Source organism: Wolbachia endosymbiont (group A) of Crataerina pallida, assembly GCF_964028475.1.
GTDB lineage: Bacteria > Pseudomonadota > Alphaproteobacteria > Rickettsiales > Anaplasmataceae > Wolbachia > Wolbachia pipientis.
This window is the reverse complement of the sequence record NZ_OZ034785.1, coordinates 941,834-960,114: the sequence shown is the minus strand read 5'-3', so window position 1 is coordinate 960,114 and position 18,281 is coordinate 941,834. Positions and strand designations below refer to the sequence as shown.

Annotated in this window: 19 protein-coding genes; 10 read left to right on the top strand and 9 right to left on the bottom strand. The window is 36.0% G+C overall.

The genetic code is table 11. The features are described from left to right. Positions 1-51 precede the first annotated feature (51 nt). The 7 genes from ABWU55_RS04640 to ABWU55_RS04610 are packed head-to-tail and all read right to left on the bottom strand — an operon-like array spanning position 52 to position 2,633. On the bottom strand, positions 52-363 hold the full coding sequence (locus ABWU55_RS04640) for a cation:proton antiporter subunit C (RefSeq protein WP_006279706.1): 312 nt from the start codon (positions 361-363) through the stop codon (positions 52-54). Further along, entirely contained in the window at positions 360-779 is a 420-nt protein-coding gene (locus ABWU55_RS04635) for a Na(+)/H(+) antiporter subunit B (RefSeq protein ID WP_006279705.1), read from the bottom strand. Before ABWU55_RS04635 ends, ABWU55_RS04640 begins: the two co-directional genes overlap by 4 nt. Next, positions 772-1,299 (bottom strand): DUF4040 domain-containing protein, encoded by a 528-nt coding sequence (locus tag ABWU55_RS04630; protein WP_015589497.1) that lies wholly within the window; start codon positions 1,297-1,299, stop codon positions 772-774. Before ABWU55_RS04630 ends, ABWU55_RS04635 begins: the two co-directional genes overlap by 8 nt. Position 1,300: 1 nt before the next feature. After that, the gene (mnhG, locus tag ABWU55_RS04625) at positions 1,301-1,588 is read right to left on the bottom strand and encodes a monovalent cation/H(+) antiporter subunit G (protein WP_006279703.1); all 288 of its coding nucleotides are present in this window, start codon (positions 1,586-1,588) and stop codon (positions 1,301-1,303) included. A 6-nt stretch (positions 1,589-1,594) separates the two neighbouring features. After that, complete coding sequence (locus tag ABWU55_RS04620) at positions 1,595-1,840, bottom strand: monovalent cation/H+ antiporter complex subunit F (RefSeq protein ID WP_007548527.1); 246 nt, start codon at positions 1,838-1,840, stop codon at positions 1,595-1,597. Positions 1,841-1,868: 28 nt separating this feature from the next. After that, complete coding sequence (gene rpoZ / locus ABWU55_RS04615) at positions 1,869-2,276, bottom strand: DNA-directed RNA polymerase subunit omega (protein ID WP_007548528.1); 408 nt, start codon at positions 2,274-2,276, stop codon at positions 1,869-1,871. Positions 2,277-2,336: 60 nt separating this feature from the next. Next, positions 2,337-2,633, bottom strand: a complete 297-nt coding sequence (locus ABWU55_RS04610; protein ID WP_010081926.1) for a helix-turn-helix domain-containing protein — start codon at positions 2,631-2,633, stop codon at positions 2,337-2,339. Between the two features lie 436 nt (positions 2,634-3,069). Between ABWU55_RS04610 and purE the strand changes: the two genes are divergently transcribed. The 7 genes from purE to ABWU55_RS04575 all read left to right on the top strand — a co-directional run bounded on the left by purE (position 3,070) and on the right by ABWU55_RS04575 (position 12,741). Further along, positions 3,070-3,561: a 5-(carboxyamino)imidazole ribonucleotide mutase gene (gene purE, locus ABWU55_RS04605; RefSeq protein WP_006280351.1), complete on the top strand. Its 492-nt coding sequence runs from the start codon at positions 3,070-3,072 to the stop codon at positions 3,559-3,561. Positions 3,562-3,568: 7 nt separating this feature from the next. Beyond that, positions 3,569-5,386, top strand: coding sequence for a DNA mismatch repair endonuclease MutL (mutL, locus tag ABWU55_RS04600; RefSeq protein ID WP_353286179.1), 1,818 nt, complete (start codon positions 3,569-3,571; stop codon positions 5,384-5,386). A gap of 715 nt (positions 5,387-6,101) precedes the next feature. Further along, positions 6,102-6,961 (top strand): IS630 family transposase gene (locus ABWU55_RS04595; protein WP_156518142.1). Its coding sequence is split into 2 segments (ribosomal slippage): positions 6,102-6,426 and positions 6,426-6,961, totalling 861 coding nucleotides; the frame shifts between segments, so codons are not numbered across the junction. 90 nt (positions 6,962-7,051) lie between these two features. Continuing rightward, a protein-coding gene (locus tag ABWU55_RS04590; RefSeq protein ID WP_209472412.1) for an IS5-like element ISWpi1 family transposase occupies positions 7,052-7,884 on the top strand; the annotation gives its coding sequence in 2 pieces (ribosomal slippage) (positions 7,052-7,421 and positions 7,421-7,884; 834 coding nt in all). A 374-nt stretch (positions 7,885-8,258) separates the two neighbouring features. Next, positions 8,259-10,913 carry a 2-oxoglutarate dehydrogenase E1 component gene (locus ABWU55_RS04585; RefSeq protein ID WP_353286178.1) on the top strand — a complete coding sequence of 885 codons (2,655 nt, stop codon included), beginning with the start codon at positions 8,259-8,261 and terminating at the stop codon, positions 10,911-10,913. Positions 10,914-11,146: 233 nt separating this feature from the next. Beyond that, positions 11,147-11,821, top strand: coding sequence for a hypothetical protein (locus tag ABWU55_RS04580; RefSeq protein WP_353286177.1), 675 nt, complete (start codon positions 11,147-11,149; stop codon positions 11,819-11,821). Between the two features lie 60 nt (positions 11,822-11,881). Beyond that, a protein-coding gene (locus tag ABWU55_RS04575; RefSeq protein ID WP_156518142.1) for an IS630 family transposase occupies positions 11,882-12,741 on the top strand; the annotation gives its coding sequence in 2 pieces (ribosomal slippage) (positions 11,882-12,206 and positions 12,206-12,741; 861 coding nt in all). Positions 12,742-13,018: 277 nt separating this feature from the next. Here the strand turns inward: ABWU55_RS04575 and ABWU55_RS04570 are convergent. Beyond that, positions 13,019-13,615 carry a TIGR02217 family protein gene (locus ABWU55_RS04570; protein WP_138265061.1) on the bottom strand — a complete coding sequence of 199 codons (597 nt, stop codon included), beginning with the start codon at positions 13,613-13,615 and terminating at the stop codon, positions 13,019-13,021. A gap of 191 nt (positions 13,616-13,806) precedes the next feature. Next, on the bottom strand, positions 13,807-14,559 hold the full coding sequence (locus ABWU55_RS04565) for a DsbA family protein (protein WP_353286176.1): 753 nt from the start codon (positions 14,557-14,559) through the stop codon (positions 13,807-13,809). Positions 14,560-14,892: 333 nt separating this feature from the next. On the opposite strand from ABWU55_RS04565, the gene ABWU55_RS04560 reads away from it, so the two are divergent. The 3 genes from ABWU55_RS04560 to ABWU55_RS04550 all read left to right on the top strand — a co-directional run bounded on the left by ABWU55_RS04560 (position 14,893) and on the right by ABWU55_RS04550 (position 17,709). After that, a complete protein-coding gene (locus ABWU55_RS04560) occupies positions 14,893-15,045 on the top strand; it encodes a hypothetical protein (RefSeq protein WP_007548541.1) in 153 nt (50 codons plus the stop codon). 16 nt (positions 15,046-15,061) lie between these two features. Beyond that, positions 15,062-16,135: a Fic family protein gene (locus ABWU55_RS04555; RefSeq protein ID WP_353286175.1), complete on the top strand. Its 1,074-nt coding sequence runs from the start codon at positions 15,062-15,064 to the stop codon at positions 16,133-16,135. A 95-nt stretch (positions 16,136-16,230) separates the two neighbouring features. Next, positions 16,231-17,709: a UbiD family decarboxylase gene (locus ABWU55_RS04550; RefSeq protein ID WP_182319895.1), complete on the top strand. Its 1,479-nt coding sequence runs from the start codon at positions 16,231-16,233 to the stop codon at positions 17,707-17,709. The last annotated feature ends 572 nt before the right edge of the window (positions 17,710-18,281 follow it).

Here is an 18,281-nt window from a genome sequence, read left to right as displayed (position 1 = left end):
TATTTGTTACTTCATATAGTTTAAGATACTGTTAATTTATGTACACTTGTCTTAATCAATTGTTCCATACTTTTCTTCCATTTTTACTGCTATGGATAATCCAACTGAAAATGTTGCAATTCCAACCACTATAGCAGTAAGCATTAAAACATGGGGTATAGGATTGCTATATGAATAAAAATTTGAAACCAATATAGGAGGCAAGGAACTTTTTATATATCCTAGAGATATGTAAAATAACAAAACAGATGCTTGGAAGACGCTTACCCCTATCATTTTCTTGATTAAATTTTTATCGTTTATAATAATATATAAACCTAGCACCATTAATACAATAATAATCGTATAATTATATAAAGTCATTGTTTTTTCCTACGAGCAAAATTTATATATATAATTAACATAGAGGAGCAGACAGTAAATGCTACACCTAATTCCACCAAAAAAATACCTAATTTTTGACCGGTTCTATTATTGGTTAACAAGATATCATAAGATAAAAAATTTTGGCCAAGTAAAGTTGTTGCAACGCCCGTTCCTCCATAAATTAAAATACCTAACACGTTAGTCAATCTAATCACAGAATAAGGTATTGCTTTTAGAGTTGTAGATACACCAAATAGCATTGAATATAATATTATCCCGGAGGCAATAATTATTCCTGCTTGAAAACCTCCACCCGGAGTGTAATCACCGTGAAATTGTATGTATAAACCAAATAAAATGATAAAAGGTATCATCAAAAATGTTACTGCATTTAATATCGGATCTTTAATCATTTTCTTTTTCTTCTTTTAATATCAACGTTATACAAAGCGCAGCAGTAAAAACTACTATAGTTTCTCCAAACGTGTCATAACCACGAAAGCTTGCCAAAATAGCTGTCACTATATTAGGAATACCGGTAGCTTTTTCGGTATTTTCCACATAATAAGGAGCAACATGCAAGTGGATCGGAGCATTGTGGCTGCCAAAATCTGGCAATTGAATCATAAAATATGACAAACATACAGCCAGAAATAACATAAAAAAAAGCGTTATAGGGTTATGAGATAGATTTACTTTATGATTCTTTATCAAGGAGAGTGCTGCAAACGTAAAAACTGTACTGAGCCCCGCACCAACAGAAGCTTCAGTAATTGCAACATCAGGTGCATTCATAATTAAGTATATAAGCGCAATCAGTGAACTAAATACACACATTAGAACAGCACTTACGACTAAATGTCGCGAGAAAACTATAAAAACCGTAACTGTTAGTAACAACAAAAGTAACACTACATTTAATATTTCTAACACCTTAGCCTTCTTTAACAGTTTTTTTCTTAACTTTATAATGAGTGCGCGCTAAAATATAGCTATTAGTTGAGTTAGCTACCCATATTATAAAAATTAATAATACTATTTTAACAGTATTGATTGAAAATCCATTCTGCAAAGCAAAACCAATTAACAATAACGTTGCACCGCTAGAATCTGTAATACCTGCTGCATGTAACCTAGTATAGAAATCAGGAAATCTGATCACCCCTATATTTGAAATAATTATCAAACAAATACCTAAAAATATGAAAATGGATCCTATCATAAATTATCAAAACAACATTAATCTCATTAGTGCTATAGTTGATATAAAGCTAACGCTAGCATACAACAATGCTATATCAATTAAAAAAAAATTATTCAGAATGATTGATATTGCTGTTATAAGTACAACTACTTGCGTTGAGAAATTATTGAACGCTAAAACCTTATTGTACACATCATTTGACTTAGACACTATGCAACACAACATTACACTCATACAGAACAACAGTGTATAGATAGCAATGCAAATCATTTAAAGACTATGTGACTTCAGTAGATTTCTAAACGGATACTTCTTCATCGCCATCTTGATCATTTATTTCATCATCTATTTCACCATCCACTTCATAATCTTGGCTTTCTTGACTTGCATCAAGATCTGTGTTATCAGAAAAATTTAATAAATTCGCTAGCTTACTTGTATTACTGCTGTAAACATTATTCATATTTCCTTTCATGTATTCCTTGCATCTACCTACCAAAAGGCTAAACAGCTCATGAGTATCCACCTGTTTTCCTGCTATTTCATGTAAGGAAACTATGGTATTTTTATGACCTTTAAACTTAGCTGCTTGAATTGGATTACTTGCCCCTGTATTTAAATCATGTGTTCTTTGACTTGCCAACAGAACCAATTTGAAACGGTTACTTACCCGTTCTATACACTTTTCTACAATAGACTCAGCCATAAGATACTACCTTAATAAGTTTTATACTATATCACAAAAAACAAGTTGTCAACTTTGTATCTATTGCGATTCAACTTCATGTTTTACTTTTTCTGCCTCAGATTTTATTTCTTGGCTTTCTGTCATCGTGATTGTTATCTCATGATCAAGTTTTTTTAGAAATCCTAACAATCGCTCTAAAGAAAAACCATCTATTTTACCATTTTTAATTTGCGATACCTTTGGCTGATCAATACCAAGTTTCTCAGCTGCAAAAGCCTGAGTCCAAGCATTTTTTTCTATAATTTTATTTATTATATAAAGCAACTTTGTTTTTATTCCTGCACTGTCTAAGTTATTTAACGATATTATTTCCATAATTCTTACACTCACATATCAATTAACTTTATTAAATATTATAACATAATATTTAATATACCAAGATATTAATGTCATGTAACTTGTCAATAATTATATGATATCAATATTTAAAACTTTAAGTTGATTATATATTAATATTTTTATCAAATTTCTAGTAATTTTAAATTACCATTTTACCATCAGTCTATCTGAAAAAACCATTTATAGAAAGAACAAGCTAAGATTACAAAGCTTGAAATACAAAAATAATTATTTTATAAATTTATCTTACATAAGAAGTTTATATCTCTATATCTTAATATAAATATTTATTTAAATTTTTAAAATTTCTATTTTAACGAGAATTCTATATATTATATTTATAATATAATTTAAATATTTGTTGCTTTTTAGCTGGAACATTATTTAGTTAGTAAGTAAAATTGTGTTGAATATGACAAAAATAAAAAAAGATGTTGCTGTTATTATGGGAAGTGAGTCAGATTACACCACTATGGTCCATACTGTTGATATGTTAAAAGCATTAGAAGTTTCACATGATATATTCATAATATCTGCACATAGAACACCAGAAAGGCTCTTCAATTTTGCTAAATCTGCACAAGAAGAAGGTTTTAAGGTTATTATAGCTGGTGCAGGAGGTGCAGCTCATTTACCTGGTATGGTTGCGTCACTAACTTGTTTACCAGTTATCGGCGTTCCTGTGCATAGTAAACAATTAAATGGGCTGGACAGTCTACTCTCTATAGTTCAAATGCCAAAGGGTGTTCCAGTTGCAACCATGTCTATAGGAGAAAATGGAGCATATAATGCTGCCATTACTGCCGTATCTATATTGTCAATTTCCAACAGTGAAATTGCAGGTAGGTTAAAAAAGTGGAGAGAGAAACAGACCAAAGAAGTAAAAGAAAAACCAGTTTCATAATAAATCTATGGCAATAACTCTTTTAGACACAAAAACCATAAACCGTATAGCAGCGGGGGAGGTGATAGAAAGGCCAGCAAGTGTAGTAAAGGAATTAGTGGAAAATGCAATAGATGCTGGAAGTTTAGAAATAGAGATCAAAATAGAAAGTGGTGGGCGTAACCTTATTATTGTGACAGATGATGGTAACGGAGTAGAAAAAAACGATTTAGAACTTGCGTTTATGCGCCATGCTACTTCAAAATTGAGCGATAGTGAATTAATAGAAATCAAGCATCTTGGCTTTAGAGGAGAAGCTCTGCCTTCAATAGCAGCAGTAAGTAGGATAAAATTATCGTCTAAGGCAAGAGAAGCAAATGAAGCATGGTCTATAAGTTATGAGGGTGGAGAGAAAATAGGGGAGCTAACTCCTTACCCTTTATCACAAGGGACACATATTGAAGTACGAGATTTGTTTTTCGCTACTCCAAATAGACTAAAATTTCTAAAAACCGAAAGAGCAGAAACTCAAAGCATTGTTGATATTGTAAACAACCTAGCAATGATTAACTATCATATAGGGTTTACTCTCACTTCAGGTAATAAAAAGCTCTTAAAATACGCTAAGCAGACTTCGTTATTTCATAGATTGTGTGAAGTAGAAGAAGAATTTCAGGGCAATTCTTTGGAGGTCAATGAAGAAGAAGACGGCATCAAACTTACGGGACACATCTGTAAGCCAACCGTCAATCGTGGTAAGTCAACTCAGATCTATACGTTTGTTAATGGAAGGCCAATTAAAGATAATTTACTTATTGGCGCAGTTAGGTATGCATATCATGATTTTATTCCAAGCGATAGGTATCCTTTTGCAGCGTTACATTTAGAGATACCTTATGATCAAGTAGATGTAAATGTGCATCCAAATAAGTCAGAAGTAAGGTTTCAGAATAAGAAGCTCATATATGAGATAGTGACAAGAGGATTAATTAAAGCGTTGTCAAGAAGGATAGGCACCTTTCCAGCGCATGACCAGAAAATGGATTCAACATTGCCAGATCCTTTTGATAAACCTAATGTTCAAAATGAAAGAAGGCCAAGTCCTTTTGAAAATCAACTAATAAAAGAATTTGCTTCTCCAAATGAAAGAGTAAAAAGCTTATCAGAACAGTCAAAATCGTTTGATTATACCGGCATACAGAAATTTCCATCACAAGCGGAGACTATGGTTCTGGAAAAAAAGGTGTTAGAGCAAGTTGATTTGATAGAGAGCCACCCGCTCGGGTTTGCACGCTGTCAGGTCTATAATACTTATATTATTGCAGAGGTAAGGGACAAATTGATTATAGTCGATCAGCATGCAGCCCATGAAAGACTAGTATATGAATGCTTAAAACAAAAATCAAGTGTAAAAAGACAAAAACTACTTCTTCCTGAAACGGTTGAAATCAAAAATCAAGCCGGAATGGAGATGATTGAAGTTTATAAAGATAAGTTATTTGAAATGGGTTTTGATATTGAGATCAAATCAGAAAATAAAGTGATAGTAAAAGAAATCCCTGCAATTTTGGGAGCAATAGATGTGAAAGAGATGCTAATTAATATAGTCGATAGATTAACGGAAATAGAAGATACATTGCCAGTAGAAGATAAAGTGAACAAAATATTGGCCACTATCGCTTGTCATGGATCAATTAGAGCGGGTAGAAAAATGAGGTTAGATGAAATGAATGAGCTGCTGAGACAAATGGAAAAAACCCCATATTCCGGGCAATGCAACCACGGAAGACCAACTTATATAGAAATGAAACTCAGTGATATTGAAAAACTTTTTGAGCGTAGGTAATGAGGTTGCCATAAATATGTAAGTGCTCCTTTCTCGTCATCCAAGTAGCTCATAGAAACGAAAAAACTTCCTTGACAAACTCCGTCAGCCCCCTTATCATGAAAGTGAAGCTATTTATTTATCTTCTCTGTACAGATTAAATGACAAAAAAACTCACGAATCTGGCGTCTCATGTTTAATTTTTTGCACTATGTGCACCTTATGTCTTTATAAAATTCTAGGTTTTTACCTAATATAAGCTAAAATGCGCTTATAAAGCATTTAAAACATAAAAAAACGCCAACTTAAAAAATGGATAGTGAATAATTAGCTACCCTAGGGTTTCTTTTGTCTTTTTTTCTGTTTAGTAAATTTCTTAAACATTTATGACTAAAGGTTAGTTGCATTAAAAAGCAGCTAAATCGCGGTTATTAAGCGTTTAGAATAAAAAAACGCCATACTTGAAAGTATAATGTAAGTAATTAGCCAACCACGGGGCTTCTTTTGCCTTTTTTTTCGCTTAGTAAATTTCTTAATGTTTATAGCTAAACGACAACCGTCATCCCGCTACGTGTTAGCGGGATCTATGTTAAGGTATGACAGTTAAGTAGGGGATCTATGTTAAGAGATACCGCGAATGAATCGCGGTATGACGGTTCGCGGCGGCATAGTATAGCTCTTTCCACAGAAGTCCGGATATGATAAGATTAAGGATAGATGGCGATAAGGAGGTTGGATGCCGGCAGCATATAGTTATGATTTAAGAAAAAAAGCAATGGAAGCACTAGACGAAGGGGAAAGCAGAGAAGCAGTGGCAGCAAGATTTAAAATTGGACGAACTACTTTGTGGGAGTGGCAGCAAAGAAAAAAAGAAACAGGCGACTTTCAGTCAAAAAAACTCGGTAATGGAGGTTACAATCAGAAAATTATCGACTGGAATAAGTTTATCGAATTTGCTAAAAAACACGGTAGAAAAACTCTGTCGGAAATGGCTAAACTTTGGGGCAACGTTAGTATCCAAACGATCCACCGAGCTCTCAGAAAAATTGGATTTACGCGCAAAAAAAGACATATGGATACAAGGAAAGGAACGAAGAAAAACGTGCTGAATTCTTAAAAATTATAGCAACAAAAGAACCAGAAAACTTAGTGTATATAGATGAGTCTGGGATTGATAACACGGAGGACTATCCATATGGGTATTGCCAGAAAGGACAGCGATTTTATGCCCTAAAATCTGGAAAAAAAACTCAACGAATCAGCATGGTTGCAGCCTTAAGTAGAAGAAAGATAGTTGCTCCATTAACATTTGAAGGCCACTGTAATATGGATATTTTTAATGGATGGTTTGAGCAATTTTTGGCACCGATCTTAGAACCTGGACAAACTGTCATTCTTGATAATGCTACTTTTCATAAGTCTGATAAGCTTATCAAGCTCGCTAAAGGAGTCGGTGCAGAAATTTTGTATCTGCCGCCTTATTCTCCAGATTTTAACAAAATTGAGCATCATTGGTTTGCTATAAAAAACAGAGCCAGGAAAAACATTCCTCTATTCGAATCCTTTCGTCGTGCTGTTGATTCTGCCTTCCTATGACCTATTCGGACTATTATGAGAAATGCTATAAGAGGTTGTCCGGAAACTAGTAAAAGGCTATAATATCTGAAATTTTAGTACGGGGTAAAGATGAGAAAAAAGTATCCAACAGATCTAAGCGAAAGGGAATGGGCAAGAATAGAAAAACACTTCAGAGTATCATACAAGAAAGGAGGAAGGCCGCCAAAGTATAGCAAAAAAGAAATATTAGAAGCAATTTTCTATGTATTGCGTACAGGGTGTCAATGGCGGTATTTACCAAATGATTTTCCGCTATGGAAGACTGTGTATGAGCAGTTCAGGCAATGGAAGAAGCAGGGAATTTTTGAGAAAATGAATTATGAAATTACAAAATATAGTAGAAGAAAAATAGGAAGGAATGAGCAGCCGAGTGCCTGTATAGTAGATAGTCAATCTGTAAAGACTACAGAAAAGGGGGGATCAAAGGCTATGATGGAAGTAAAAAAGTAAAGGGTAGAAAAAGGCATATAATTACAGACACTCAGGGTTTTATACTAGGTTGTTACGTAGGCGCTGCTAACGAAAATGATAGAGATGGTATTAAAATAGCATTAAACAATATGAGAACAAAATATACTAAAGTTAAAAAAATGTGGGCTGACATGGGATACCAAGGAAGAAATTTAAAGAATCACATAAAGGAAGAATATGACATAGATATTGAAATTGTTAAAAGGCCTCCATGTAGATTTTGGGTGCACAAAGATACGCCACCTGAGCTACTACCAACAAGAGAACAAGGGTTTAAAGTACAGCCAAGAAGATGGGTTGTAGAAAGGACTTTTGCTTGGGTTAATAGGAATAGAAGGCTATCGAAGGAGTATGATTTACTCACAACATCCACTGAGAATTTCATATACCTAGCTATGAGTAGGGTTATGTTAAAGAGGGAATATGCTTGAATTTACTAGTTTCCGGACAACCTCTAATTCGTCATCCCGCTACGTGTTAGCGGGATCTCTTGTTAGCGCCGCGGCGGTATGACGTCTCGCTTGCAACCTATAGCTTTGTCATTCCAGTGCTCCTTTTTTTGTCATCCCAGTGCCTTGACTATTTGGATCCAGAAAACTTAGCTTCGAGTCAAGTAGGCTGCAAATAAAAACTGGATTCCAGCGTCACGCGCTGGAATGACACCCTGACAATCGTCATCCCGCTACGTGTTAGCGGGATCTATGTTAAGAGATACCGCGGCGGTATGACGTATAGAAACTAAAAAAGTTCTTTTTTAAAAAACTTAAGTTATACTTATAAGTATTTGATACTTTTTATAGTGATTATGTCGAGTTTAAGCTGCCTTTATGGTGATAATGCAGAATTTGTGGAAGAAATGTATAGCCGTTATTTGCAGGGTGATAAATCAATCGGGGAGGATTGGTATAGAATTTTTTCAAGCAATTTAGAAGTTAATAAAGCGGAGACCTGCGGTGCACAACATGTAACTAAGGTGGATGATTCAGTTTCTGGTTTAGCAAATTTTTTCAGATCTTACGGTCATTTTTTTGCGGATCTTAATCCGTTATCACCCAATGTGAATAAGGAAGTAGATTATCAAAAATACTCGAATCTATCTCCGGCAAGTGACACTGGAATCTATAGAGATATTTACTGCAAGAATATCGGTTTTGAATTTATGCACATCTCCTCTTATGAGGAGAGAATGTGGCTGCAGGAAAAGATCGAAAATCAAACCTGTACGCTGAGTTCACAAGATAAAAAGGAAATACTGAGGCACTTGGTCGAATCCGAAATGTTCGAGCAATTTCTCCATATGAAATTTCCTGGATATAAACGCTTTTCTATTGAAGGTGGAGAATCAGCTATCGTTGCAATTGAAAAAATCATTAGTGATTCTACGGTTTTTGGTATTGAAGAAATAGTCCTTGGCATGGCTCACCGCGGACGACTCAATGTTCTAACCAAAGTGATGGGGAAAGAATATGCGGCAATGCTGTCTGAATTTCAAGGCAATCTTGCATACCCAAGTGGTCTTGAGGTGTCCGGTGATGTTAAATATCACCTTGGTTACTCTTCTGATCGAGCACTTTCAGGTGGCAAAAAAATACATTTAAGTTTATGCCCTAATCCATCTCACCTTGAAGCGGTAAATCCGGTTTTGGCTGGAAGAATAAGAGCAAAACAGAATATAAGATCTGTGCTTGGCATATCAATTCATGGTGATGCGGCTTTCATCGGTCAAGGAGTGGTTGCTGAAACTTTAACCTTAAGCAATATTGAAGGCTATAAAGTGGATGGCATTGTGCACATTGTCATTAATAACCAAGTTGGTTTTACTGCTAACCCATGTTGCGCACGATCCTCTTTTTATTGCACTGATATAGCAAAATCAATAGAAGCTCCAGTGTTTCACGTCAATGGAGATAACCCGGAAGCTGTGAGTTTTGCTACAAGTCTGGCGATGGAATATAGGCAGAAATTTAAAAAGGACGTAGTAATTGACATAATGTGCTACCGCAAATATGGCCATAATGAAGGTGATGAACCGAATTTCACTCAGCCACTTATGTATAAGGCGATATCAAAGCATAAAACTCCTGGAACATTGTATGAAGAAAAATTGACTGCAGAGAAAGTATTAGATGGCGATGAAGTAAATAAATTGCGCAGTGAATTCAGGGCAAAATTAGATAAAAGTCTTGCTGAATCAGCGGCTTACACTCCAAAAAAAGCTGACTGGTTCGGTGGAGTGTGGTCAAAATTAAGAAGAGCAAAGCTGAACGATTTGAGCGAATACTACACGGATTCTGGTGTTCCGCCAGATGAGCTGAAAAAATTAGGTGTGCGTATAAATAGCAATATCCCAAGTAACTTTAACATTAACAATAAGGTTAGAAAAATACTCGATGGCAGAATAGACAGCATAAATTTTGGTAGTAATATAGACTGGGCAACTGCCGAAAGTCTTGCGTTTGCATCACTGCTCACAGAAAGAATAGGAGTGCGTTTATCAGGACAAGACTCTGGTCGTGGAACTTTCTCGCACCGTCATTCAAGGCTTGTTGATCAGGTAACAGAAGAAGCATTTATTCCGCTAAACAATATAAATGAAAAGCAAGCTCACTTTGAGGTCATAGATAGCGCACTATCTGAGTATGCTGTAATGGGCTTTGAATATGGATATAGTCTTGATTCTCCGTATTCACTGGTGCTCTGGGAAGGACAATTTGGTGATTTTGCAAACGGTGCGCAAATTATGATCGACCAGTTTATCGCATCTGCAGAAACAAAGTGGTTGCGATCAAGCGGTCTAGTTTTATTGTTGCCCCACGGTTATGAAGGGCAAGGACCTGAACATAGTTCTGCTCGTATAGAGAGATTTTTGCAACTCTGCGCAGAGGATAATATGCAGGTAGTTAATTGTTCCACTCCGGCGAATTACTTCCATGTCTTACGCAGACAAATGCATAGAGACTTTCGTAAGCCTCTGGTAGTGTTTACACCTAAATCACTATTGCGTCATAAAAGAGCAGTTTCTAACCTATCTGATTTTGAAGGAAAATTCCTCACAGTAATTCCAGAATGTAGAACAGGTTTAGTTTCGAATGATAAAATACGTAAAGTTGTAATATGCAGTGGTAAAGTTTATTACGACATATGTGAAGCACAAAAAATAAACGATATAGCAGTAATACGTTTGGAGCAATTCTATCCTTTTCCTGCAGATAAACTAAGTAATGAACTTGAAAAGTACAAAAACGCTGAAATTATATGGTGTCAAGAAGAACCAAAAAATATGGGAGGATGGTTTTTTGTCAACCCATTGATAGAGGAAGTGTTATCTAATCTCGATATCCAAGCAAAAAGACCTAAGTGTATCGCAAGACCTGCTGCTGCATCTCCTGCATGTGGTTATGTTAGTGTTCACACTCAGCAGCAGGAGGAGATTTTAAAGCAGGTTATGCAGGGGATCTAGCACAATTGTGCAAATATTGAAGCGAAAGCTGGCAAGCGAACGTTGTTCATCAGATCTTGACGCTGGGCACTGCAGCCAGGCGCAATAGAAAACGCATTACACCAATAAAGCCCTTTTGGTACTCAAGCAAATATAAAAGATTTTTATTCTATTAAAAAGCTACAATATTTATTAAAATTTTCATTTAAAAAGTAAACATTATTAATATTTACTTTAATTAATATAGGATATATATGAATACAAAAATATTTGAGATGTTAATAAGGAGAACTGGTCTACGCAGAGATAGCAAAGCTGAGATCATACAGTTAAATAGAAATGAAAAAGCTTTTGTAGATGAGGATAAAGAATCTATCGAATTAGCTGAGGCCATTTTTGAAGAGAATAATATGTTTCATTTCCGCAAACCAGGTCCTGCTATGGATTACATTTTGCACAAATTAATAAATGATAGGAAGCTTTTCGAGGAAATGAAAGATAGAGGTACAAGTATAATACGTCTTTTTTCTTTGTTATCAATGTATCATGGTCGTCTCAATTGCTGTGTTATAAGAAAAGGAGGGTGTATTACTGAGTGTGGCATACTTGATTACGCTGGCACCTATCCAGAACTAGTGCCTTTAGAGGACTTTATACTTATTGAGCCTTGCTCGTACCTCGAGTACACTGTGCTTGATAATGATAACATCAGAAATAGGTTAGCTAGAGACTTGACTGAAGACAAAACAAAATTAGATATTTTCGTAAATGGAATTTTAGCAATAAAGAGCTCGGATTTAGTATTATCTTGTATTAACAAGATAGAGGTTCTTAATGAGGAAGATAGATATTTTGTTAATCGCTTACAGAAAAACAACATGCTAGACTACATCTTAAACAAAGATGATACAACACTTGAAAAATTATAGCTCTTTCCACAGAAGTCCGGATATGATAAGATTAAGGATAGATGGCGATAAGGAGGTTGGATGCCGGCAGCATATAGTTATGATTTAAGAAAAAAAGCAATGGAAGCACTAGACGAAGGGGAAAGCAGAGAAGCAGTGGCAGCAAGATTTAAAATTGGACGAACTACTTTGTGGGAGTGGCAGCAAAGAAAAAAAGAAACAGGCGACTTTCAGTCAAAAAAACTCGGTAATGGAGGTTACAATCAGAAAATTATCGACTGGAATAAGTTTATCGAATTTGCTAAAAAACACGGTAGAAAAACTCTGTCGGAAATGGCTAAACTTTGGGGCAACGTTAGTATCCAAACGATCCACCGAGCTCTCAGAAAAATTGGATTTACGCGCAAAAAAAGACATATGGATACAAGGAAAGGAACGAAGAAAAACGTGCTGAATTCTTAAAAATTATAGCAACAAAAGAACCAGAAAACTTAGTGTATATAGATGAGTCTGGGATTGATAACACGGAGGACTATCCATATGGGTATTGCCAGAAAGGACAGCGATTTTATGCCCTAAAATCTGGAAAAAAAACTCAACGAATCAGCATGGTTGCAGCCTTAAGTAGAAGAAAGATAGTTGCTCCATTAACATTTGAAGGCCACTGTAATATGGATATTTTTAATGGATGGTTTGAGCAATTTTTGGCACCGATCTTAGAACCTGGACAAACTGTCATTCTTGATAATGCTACTTTTCATAAGTCTGATAAGCTTATCAAGCTCGCTAAAGGAGTCGGTGCAGAAATTTTGTATCTGCCGCCTTATTCTCCAGATTTTAACAAAATTGAGCATCATTGGTTTGCTATAAAAAACAGAGCCAGGAAAAACATTCCTCTATTCGAATCCTTTCGTCGTGCTGTTGATTCTGCCTTCCTATGACCTATTCGGACTATTATGAGAAATGCTATAACTCTAAAGGAATTGTTGAAGCTTTCTATTTTGCAGGAAGAAAAAAGCACTGAGTTAGAATCTCCCCAAGCTTCAAGTGTAAATGTTAGCAAAGCTCAGCAACATTGTAGTATATAGCTGGTGATAAAGTTTAAAATAATTGCATATACTGAGGCTCATTTAGGTATAGAGCCTCAGTGGTGCTTAATTTTTCAATTTATGGTAGACTAGTAGCCCTACTATGATGTGGATCTATGCTCGCTTATAACTAAAATTTCACTTCCACCAAGGGGATATTATTCCAGCTATTGCTTCCATAGTCATCAATCGAAGCGTTTAAGTAATCTGTATCAAAGCGTACGGGCACATCAAATTCGAAGCTCGCAGTGATTATCGCATCTTTTACTGGCGGTTTCATGAATGTTATTTCTCCCGTTGAATAATTTACTGAATATTCACTCTCTTCTTTACCATTTAAATAAATCTTTACTGTCCCATGTACTGGCTTTTTGATCATACGTATATGCTTATCTTCCCCACTTACATAAGTTTTGATTAGCTGAAAAGTCGTTTTTTTGTTATCTCCTATACCAATCTCTTGGTTGATGGCTATAAAATCCGACCAATCCTTAAAACGAAACCCTATTGCTTTACCTTTTCGTGCATGAAAAAATGTTATTAGTTCTAGTAGCTGCTCGTTTGATCTGACCCCGTAAGCTATGTTGTATCTAGTGCGTGCATGAGACCAATTGATGTTGCGCTGTTCACAACCATTGTGAGTTGTTACAACGTCAGTAGAAAATTCCGGTCCTCCAGTGGAACCATAAGATATATTTTCTGGAAATCTAATTTCTGTGAATGACATATGTCCTCCTGTGAAAGTAAAATAGTTTAGTTGAAGAAAATGTTGTAATTTGAAAGCGTTTTACATAGCAAATGACGCTATGGAAAGTGGGTGAGACCACTGAGTTAAACTGCTGTCACACCCACAGTTACTATACTCAGGTTCATTTGAGTTGTCAAGCAAAAAAAATAAAATTTTATGGCAAACTGTAACTAGCCTTGCTTGTGACTTAATTCATCTACTTTTTTGCGTAATACATTCAAATCAGTTGCTCCTACAAACAGGCTATCTCCAATTATTAAAAAAGGTGTACCACCTACTCCCAAATCTCTTACTAGAAGCCTACTGTTGTTTATCATTTGCTCAATTTTGTCCGCGTTATCTTTTATGGAATCATTAAAATCGTCCTCATCAATCCCTATGTTTTTCACTATATCCAATATGCTTTCGTCTGAAAATTCTCCTTTGTGACTTAAAGCAGCATGGTGAAAATCGAAATATTTTTCTTTATCGAGAAAATAGACAGCTAAAGCACTTTTTGCTGCCTTTAAAGAAGCGTTACCAAGTATTGGAGCATCCCTAAAGATATACTTAATTTTGCCGTCGTTAATTAACTGCTTTATATCATTCTTTATAGCTTTGCAATGTCCACAAGAATAGTCAAGGAAGCCTACAGCTATAACACTGCTATTTTCATTTCCGGAGTAAGGATAAGTAAGGTCAAATATTTGATCCTTGTATTGTGAAATTTTACTTTTGGTTACATTATCTCGAGCAGCGTAACTACTTTTAATCGACTCCTCTTTGAGAGTTTTTACGATCTTATCAAAATTTCTGCTTATATAATTATCTAATTTCTCACCTATATAATCATCGCTTAGCATTTGGCTGCGATTTGAAAGCCAATTGTTTATTATCGGCAAGCTTGCTATTATTAAAATTAATAAAAACGATATTCTAGACATACAATTTATTTAAAAACCTACAACATAAAACTTTTAGTACACATTTATCTGTATATTAAAAGAAGCATCTAATGTTAATATATAAAAACATTTGTATCAAGTGTATTTTATAACCAGTTTTGCCTCAAATGCAAACTTTACACAATAAAACTCAAGCACATTACCACAAAGTTCATCAGAAGACTTGGTGATGCAAGTGACAAAACTACCTCCAGAATAGCCAATTATGAGATGCTCTATCTTTTACCGCCACGCTGTAAATACGGCGGTAAAACAAAGTTGATAATTTTATTCCGCTGTGTATAATTTCAACAAACTCCGCGGAATAAACATATGAGTGAACCAATAATTGGCAGAGAAAAAGAAATAGCTATTCTACAAGACAAACTTCTTTCTCAATCAGCCGAATTTATTGCTGTTTATGGTCGGCGTCGTGTAAATGTTGTATTATCTGCATTTTATCAGCATAATATAGAAGTAATGTAATGCAGATATTATGCCGATGCCGAATTATACGATTACTTCTAAAATTGCTAGTTGTCTTATAAGGATTGAAGCAGCAAAAGAAAAAGTGTTACATTTGCCGCTCACTGTATCAATGCTTTTGTCTCTTCGTGAAACTGCACGGCTTTATACCACACACTATTCTACTATGATTGAAGGAAATCGACTTGAACCTAAACAGATTGAAGAGGTTTTAAGTGGTAAAAGCCACTTTCCAAAATATAGGAGAGATGAAAATGAGGTTAAAGGATATTATGCAGCTTTAACTCAAGTTGAACAATGGGCAGCAAGGAGAATACCCATTACTGAGAAAGCTGTTCAAACACTACATGCTCTAGTAATAGCAAGTGGAAAATCTAAAATAAAATCAACACCTTATCGTGATGGTCAAAATGTTATCCGCGATAGTCTTACACGTGCAATAATTTATATGCCACCTGAAGCAAAGGATGTACCAAAGCTCATGAGCAGTATAATTGATTGGATTCGTAACAGTGAGCAAGTGCCTTGCCCAATTATTGCAGGTATTGCGCATTATCAATTTGTAACAATTCACCCTTACTATGACGGTAATGGTCGTACTGCAAGATTGTTGACTACATTAATTTTACACCTTGGTGGGTATGACCTAAAAGGACTTTATTCATTGGAAGAATATTATGCTAAGAATCTAGGAGCGTATTATGAAGCAATCAGTATAGGTCCATCGCACAACTATTACATGGGACGAGCTGAAGCAGATATTACTAAGTGGGTGGAGTATTTCGTAGAAGGTATGGCAAATTCATTTGAGAACGTTTTACAACGTATAAATAAAGAAGAATACCACGCTGATCAGACTGATCTTATACGTAAGCTTGATCCTAAACAACGCAAAGCTCTTGAGCTCTTCCAGGAGTTTTCCGCTATTACAGCTAGTCAGGTTGGCGAACTATTTAATTTTAAGCCTCGTACCAGTGCGCAACTTTGTAAAAAGTGGGTGGAAATGGGGTTTATCAAGATTGTAGATTTTTCCAATAGAGGAAGGAAATACAAACTTAGTAAGCAATATGAGGATTTGATCTCAAATTAACTGAAAGCTCGCTAGGCAGGAAAGTAGTGCATAGGTCAAATTTCAATAAAGTGCTTGAAAACTAAATGTAAACTTAAAATTTTAAAAACTGGAATATGTACAACAACTTACGCGACTTCATCAAAGCCTTAGAAGAAAAAAAGAATCTGATTAGAATTAAGGAGAAAGTTTCAACAGTTCTTGAAATGACAGAAATTCACCGTAGGGTTTTGTCAAACAAAGGGCCAGCGATCATTTTTGAAAATGTTGTCACAGAAAATGGTAAAAATTCGATTCCTGTTTTGGTGAATTTATTTGGTACTATTAAGAGGATTGCATTGGGGTTGAACATAAATCCTGATGAACTAAGAGATCTTGGTAAACTTTTAGCATTTTTGCAATCACCTGAGCCGCCAAAAAACTTTAAGGATGCTATAAAAATGTTTCCTTTGTTGAAAGTCGTGTTATCGATGCGAAGTAAAGTCGTGAGCAAGGCTCCATGTCAAGAGGTAGTGCTAACCGGAGATGAAGTGGACCTAAGTCTACTGCCCATTCAAACATGCTGGCCAAATGAACCTGCACCACTTATCACCTGGCCGATTGTGGTGACAAAAGGACCTACGAAAGACAAACAAGATAATTTCAATCTTGGAATATATCGTATGCAGGTCATAGATAAAAAAACAACTCTAATGCGTTGGCTTGCGCATCGTGGAGGAGCAGGTCACCATAAACGATGGAAAGAGAAGGAACAAAATATGAAATTTCCTGCTGCTGCTGTGATCGGTAGTGATCCTGCAACGATTATTGCTGCGGTAACTCCAGTGCCAGAAACATTGTCAGAATACCAATTTGCTGGACTGCTGCGAAAGAAGCCGCTTGAACTTGTAAATTGTAAGACTATTCCACTTCAAGTGCCAGCTCACGCGGAAATCGTTCTGGAAGGCTATGTGAGTTTGGATAGATATCAAGATGAGGGACCATATGGAGACCACACTGGCTACTATAATTCTGTTGAGCAATTTCCAGAATTTAATATTACTGCAATTACTATGCGTAAAAACCCGATATATCTTAGCACTTTCACTGGCAAGCCACCTGATGAACCATCGATTCTTGGTGAAGCACTCAATGAAATTTTTGTGCCCATTCTTATCAATCAATTTCCAGAGATAGTGGACTTTTATCTGCCACCGGAAGGTTGCTCATATAGAATAGCGATAGTGTCGATAAAAAAATCCTATCCAGGGCAGGCAAAAAGAATTGTTATGGGCATACTTTCTTTTCTAAAGCAGTTTTTATACACGAAGTTTATTATCGTTGTTGATAATGATATAAATGTACGTGATTGGAAGGAAGTAATGTGGGCAATGTCAACGAGGATGGACCCTGTGCGTGATACAATCATGATAGAAAGTGTACCTATTGATTATTTAGACTTTGCTTCCCCTGAAAGTGGACTTGGAGGTAAAATGGGATTTGATGCGACAAACAAAATTCCTCCTGAAACCAAACGAGAGTGGGGAAAGAAAATTAAAATGAGTGAGGAAATAGTAAGAAAAGTCACGGAAAAGTGGGAGGAATATATGGACTAGACTTCTTGCATAAAAGCAGAAAAAAGTTTGGCGTTTTTTATAATGCCGCGATTGGCATTAACTGATAATTGTGATTTAAGTTCGTCACAGTGCCCTTTTTTTGTCATCCTATAGCTATACCGCCGCGGTATCTCTTAGCCGCTAACAAGTAGTGGGATGACGAGCTTATCGTCATCCTGCCGCGAACCGTCATACCGCGATTCATTCGCGGTATCTCTAGATCCCGCTAACAAGCAGCGGGATGACGAATTACTTAACCATCATCTACACCGTCATACCGCGATTCATTCGCGGTATCTCTAGATCCCGCTAACAAGCAGCGGGATGACGAATTACTTAACCATCATCTACACCGTTATACCGCGATTCATTCGCGGTATCTCAAAGCATAGATCCCGCTAACACGTAGCGGGATGACGAGGTCATGCCACCGCGCGAACCGTCATACCGTCACGGTATCTCTAGATCCCGCTAACACGTAGCGGGATGACGAATTACTTAACCATCATCTACACCGTCATACCGCGATTCATTCGCGGTATCTCAAAGCATAGATCCCGCTAACACGTAGC

Excerpts from the sequence above, each read along its gene's own strand:
- mutL (WP_353286179.1), top strand. The coding sequence starts at position 3,569 with ATGGCAATAACTCTTTTAGACACAAAAACCATAAACCGTATAGCAGCG.
- ABWU55_RS04580 (WP_353286177.1), top strand. The coding sequence starts at position 11,147 with ATGAATACAAAAATATTTGAGATGTTAATAAGGAGAACTGGTCTACGC.
- ABWU55_RS04640 (WP_006279706.1), bottom strand. The coding sequence starts at position 363 with ATGACTTTATATAATTATACGATTATTATTGTATTAATGGTGCTAGGT.
- ABWU55_RS04565 (WP_353286176.1), bottom strand. The coding sequence starts at position 14,559 with ATGTCTAGAATATCGTTTTTATTAATTTTAATAATAGCAAGCTTGCCG.
- ABWU55_RS04560 (WP_007548541.1), top strand. The coding sequence starts at position 14,893 with ATGAGTGAACCAATAATTGGCAGAGAAAAAGAAATAGCTATTCTACAA.
- mnhG (WP_006279703.1), bottom strand. The coding sequence starts at position 1,588 with ATGATAGGATCCATTTTCATATTTTTAGGTATTTGTTTGATAATTATT.
- ABWU55_RS04555 (WP_353286175.1), top strand. The coding sequence starts at position 15,062 with ATGCCGAATTATACGATTACTTCTAAAATTGCTAGTTGTCTTATAAGG.
- ABWU55_RS04550 (WP_182319895.1), top strand. The coding sequence starts at position 16,231 with ATGTACAACAACTTACGCGACTTCATCAAAGCCTTAGAAGAAAAAAAG.
- ABWU55_RS04585 (WP_353286178.1), top strand. The coding sequence starts at position 8,259 with ATGTCGAGTTTAAGCTGCCTTTATGGTGATAATGCAGAATTTGTGGAA.
- rpoZ (WP_007548528.1), bottom strand. The coding sequence starts at position 2,276 with ATGGCTGAGTCTATTGTAGAAAAGTGTATAGAACGGGTAAGTAACCGT.
- ABWU55_RS04570 (WP_138265061.1), bottom strand. The coding sequence starts at position 13,615 with ATGTCATTCACAGAAATTAGATTTCCAGAAAATATATCTTATGGTTCC.
- purE (WP_006280351.1), top strand. The coding sequence starts at position 3,070 with ATGACAAAAATAAAAAAAGATGTTGCTGTTATTATGGGAAGTGAGTCA.
- ABWU55_RS04620 (WP_007548527.1), bottom strand. The coding sequence starts at position 1,840 with ATGATTTGCATTGCTATCTATACACTGTTGTTCTGTATGAGTGTAATG.
- ABWU55_RS04635 (WP_006279705.1), bottom strand. The coding sequence starts at position 779 with ATGATTAAAGATCCGATATTAAATGCAGTAACATTTTTGATGATACCT.
- ABWU55_RS04610 (WP_010081926.1), bottom strand. The coding sequence starts at position 2,633 with ATGGAAATAATATCGTTAAATAACTTAGACAGTGCAGGAATAAAAACA.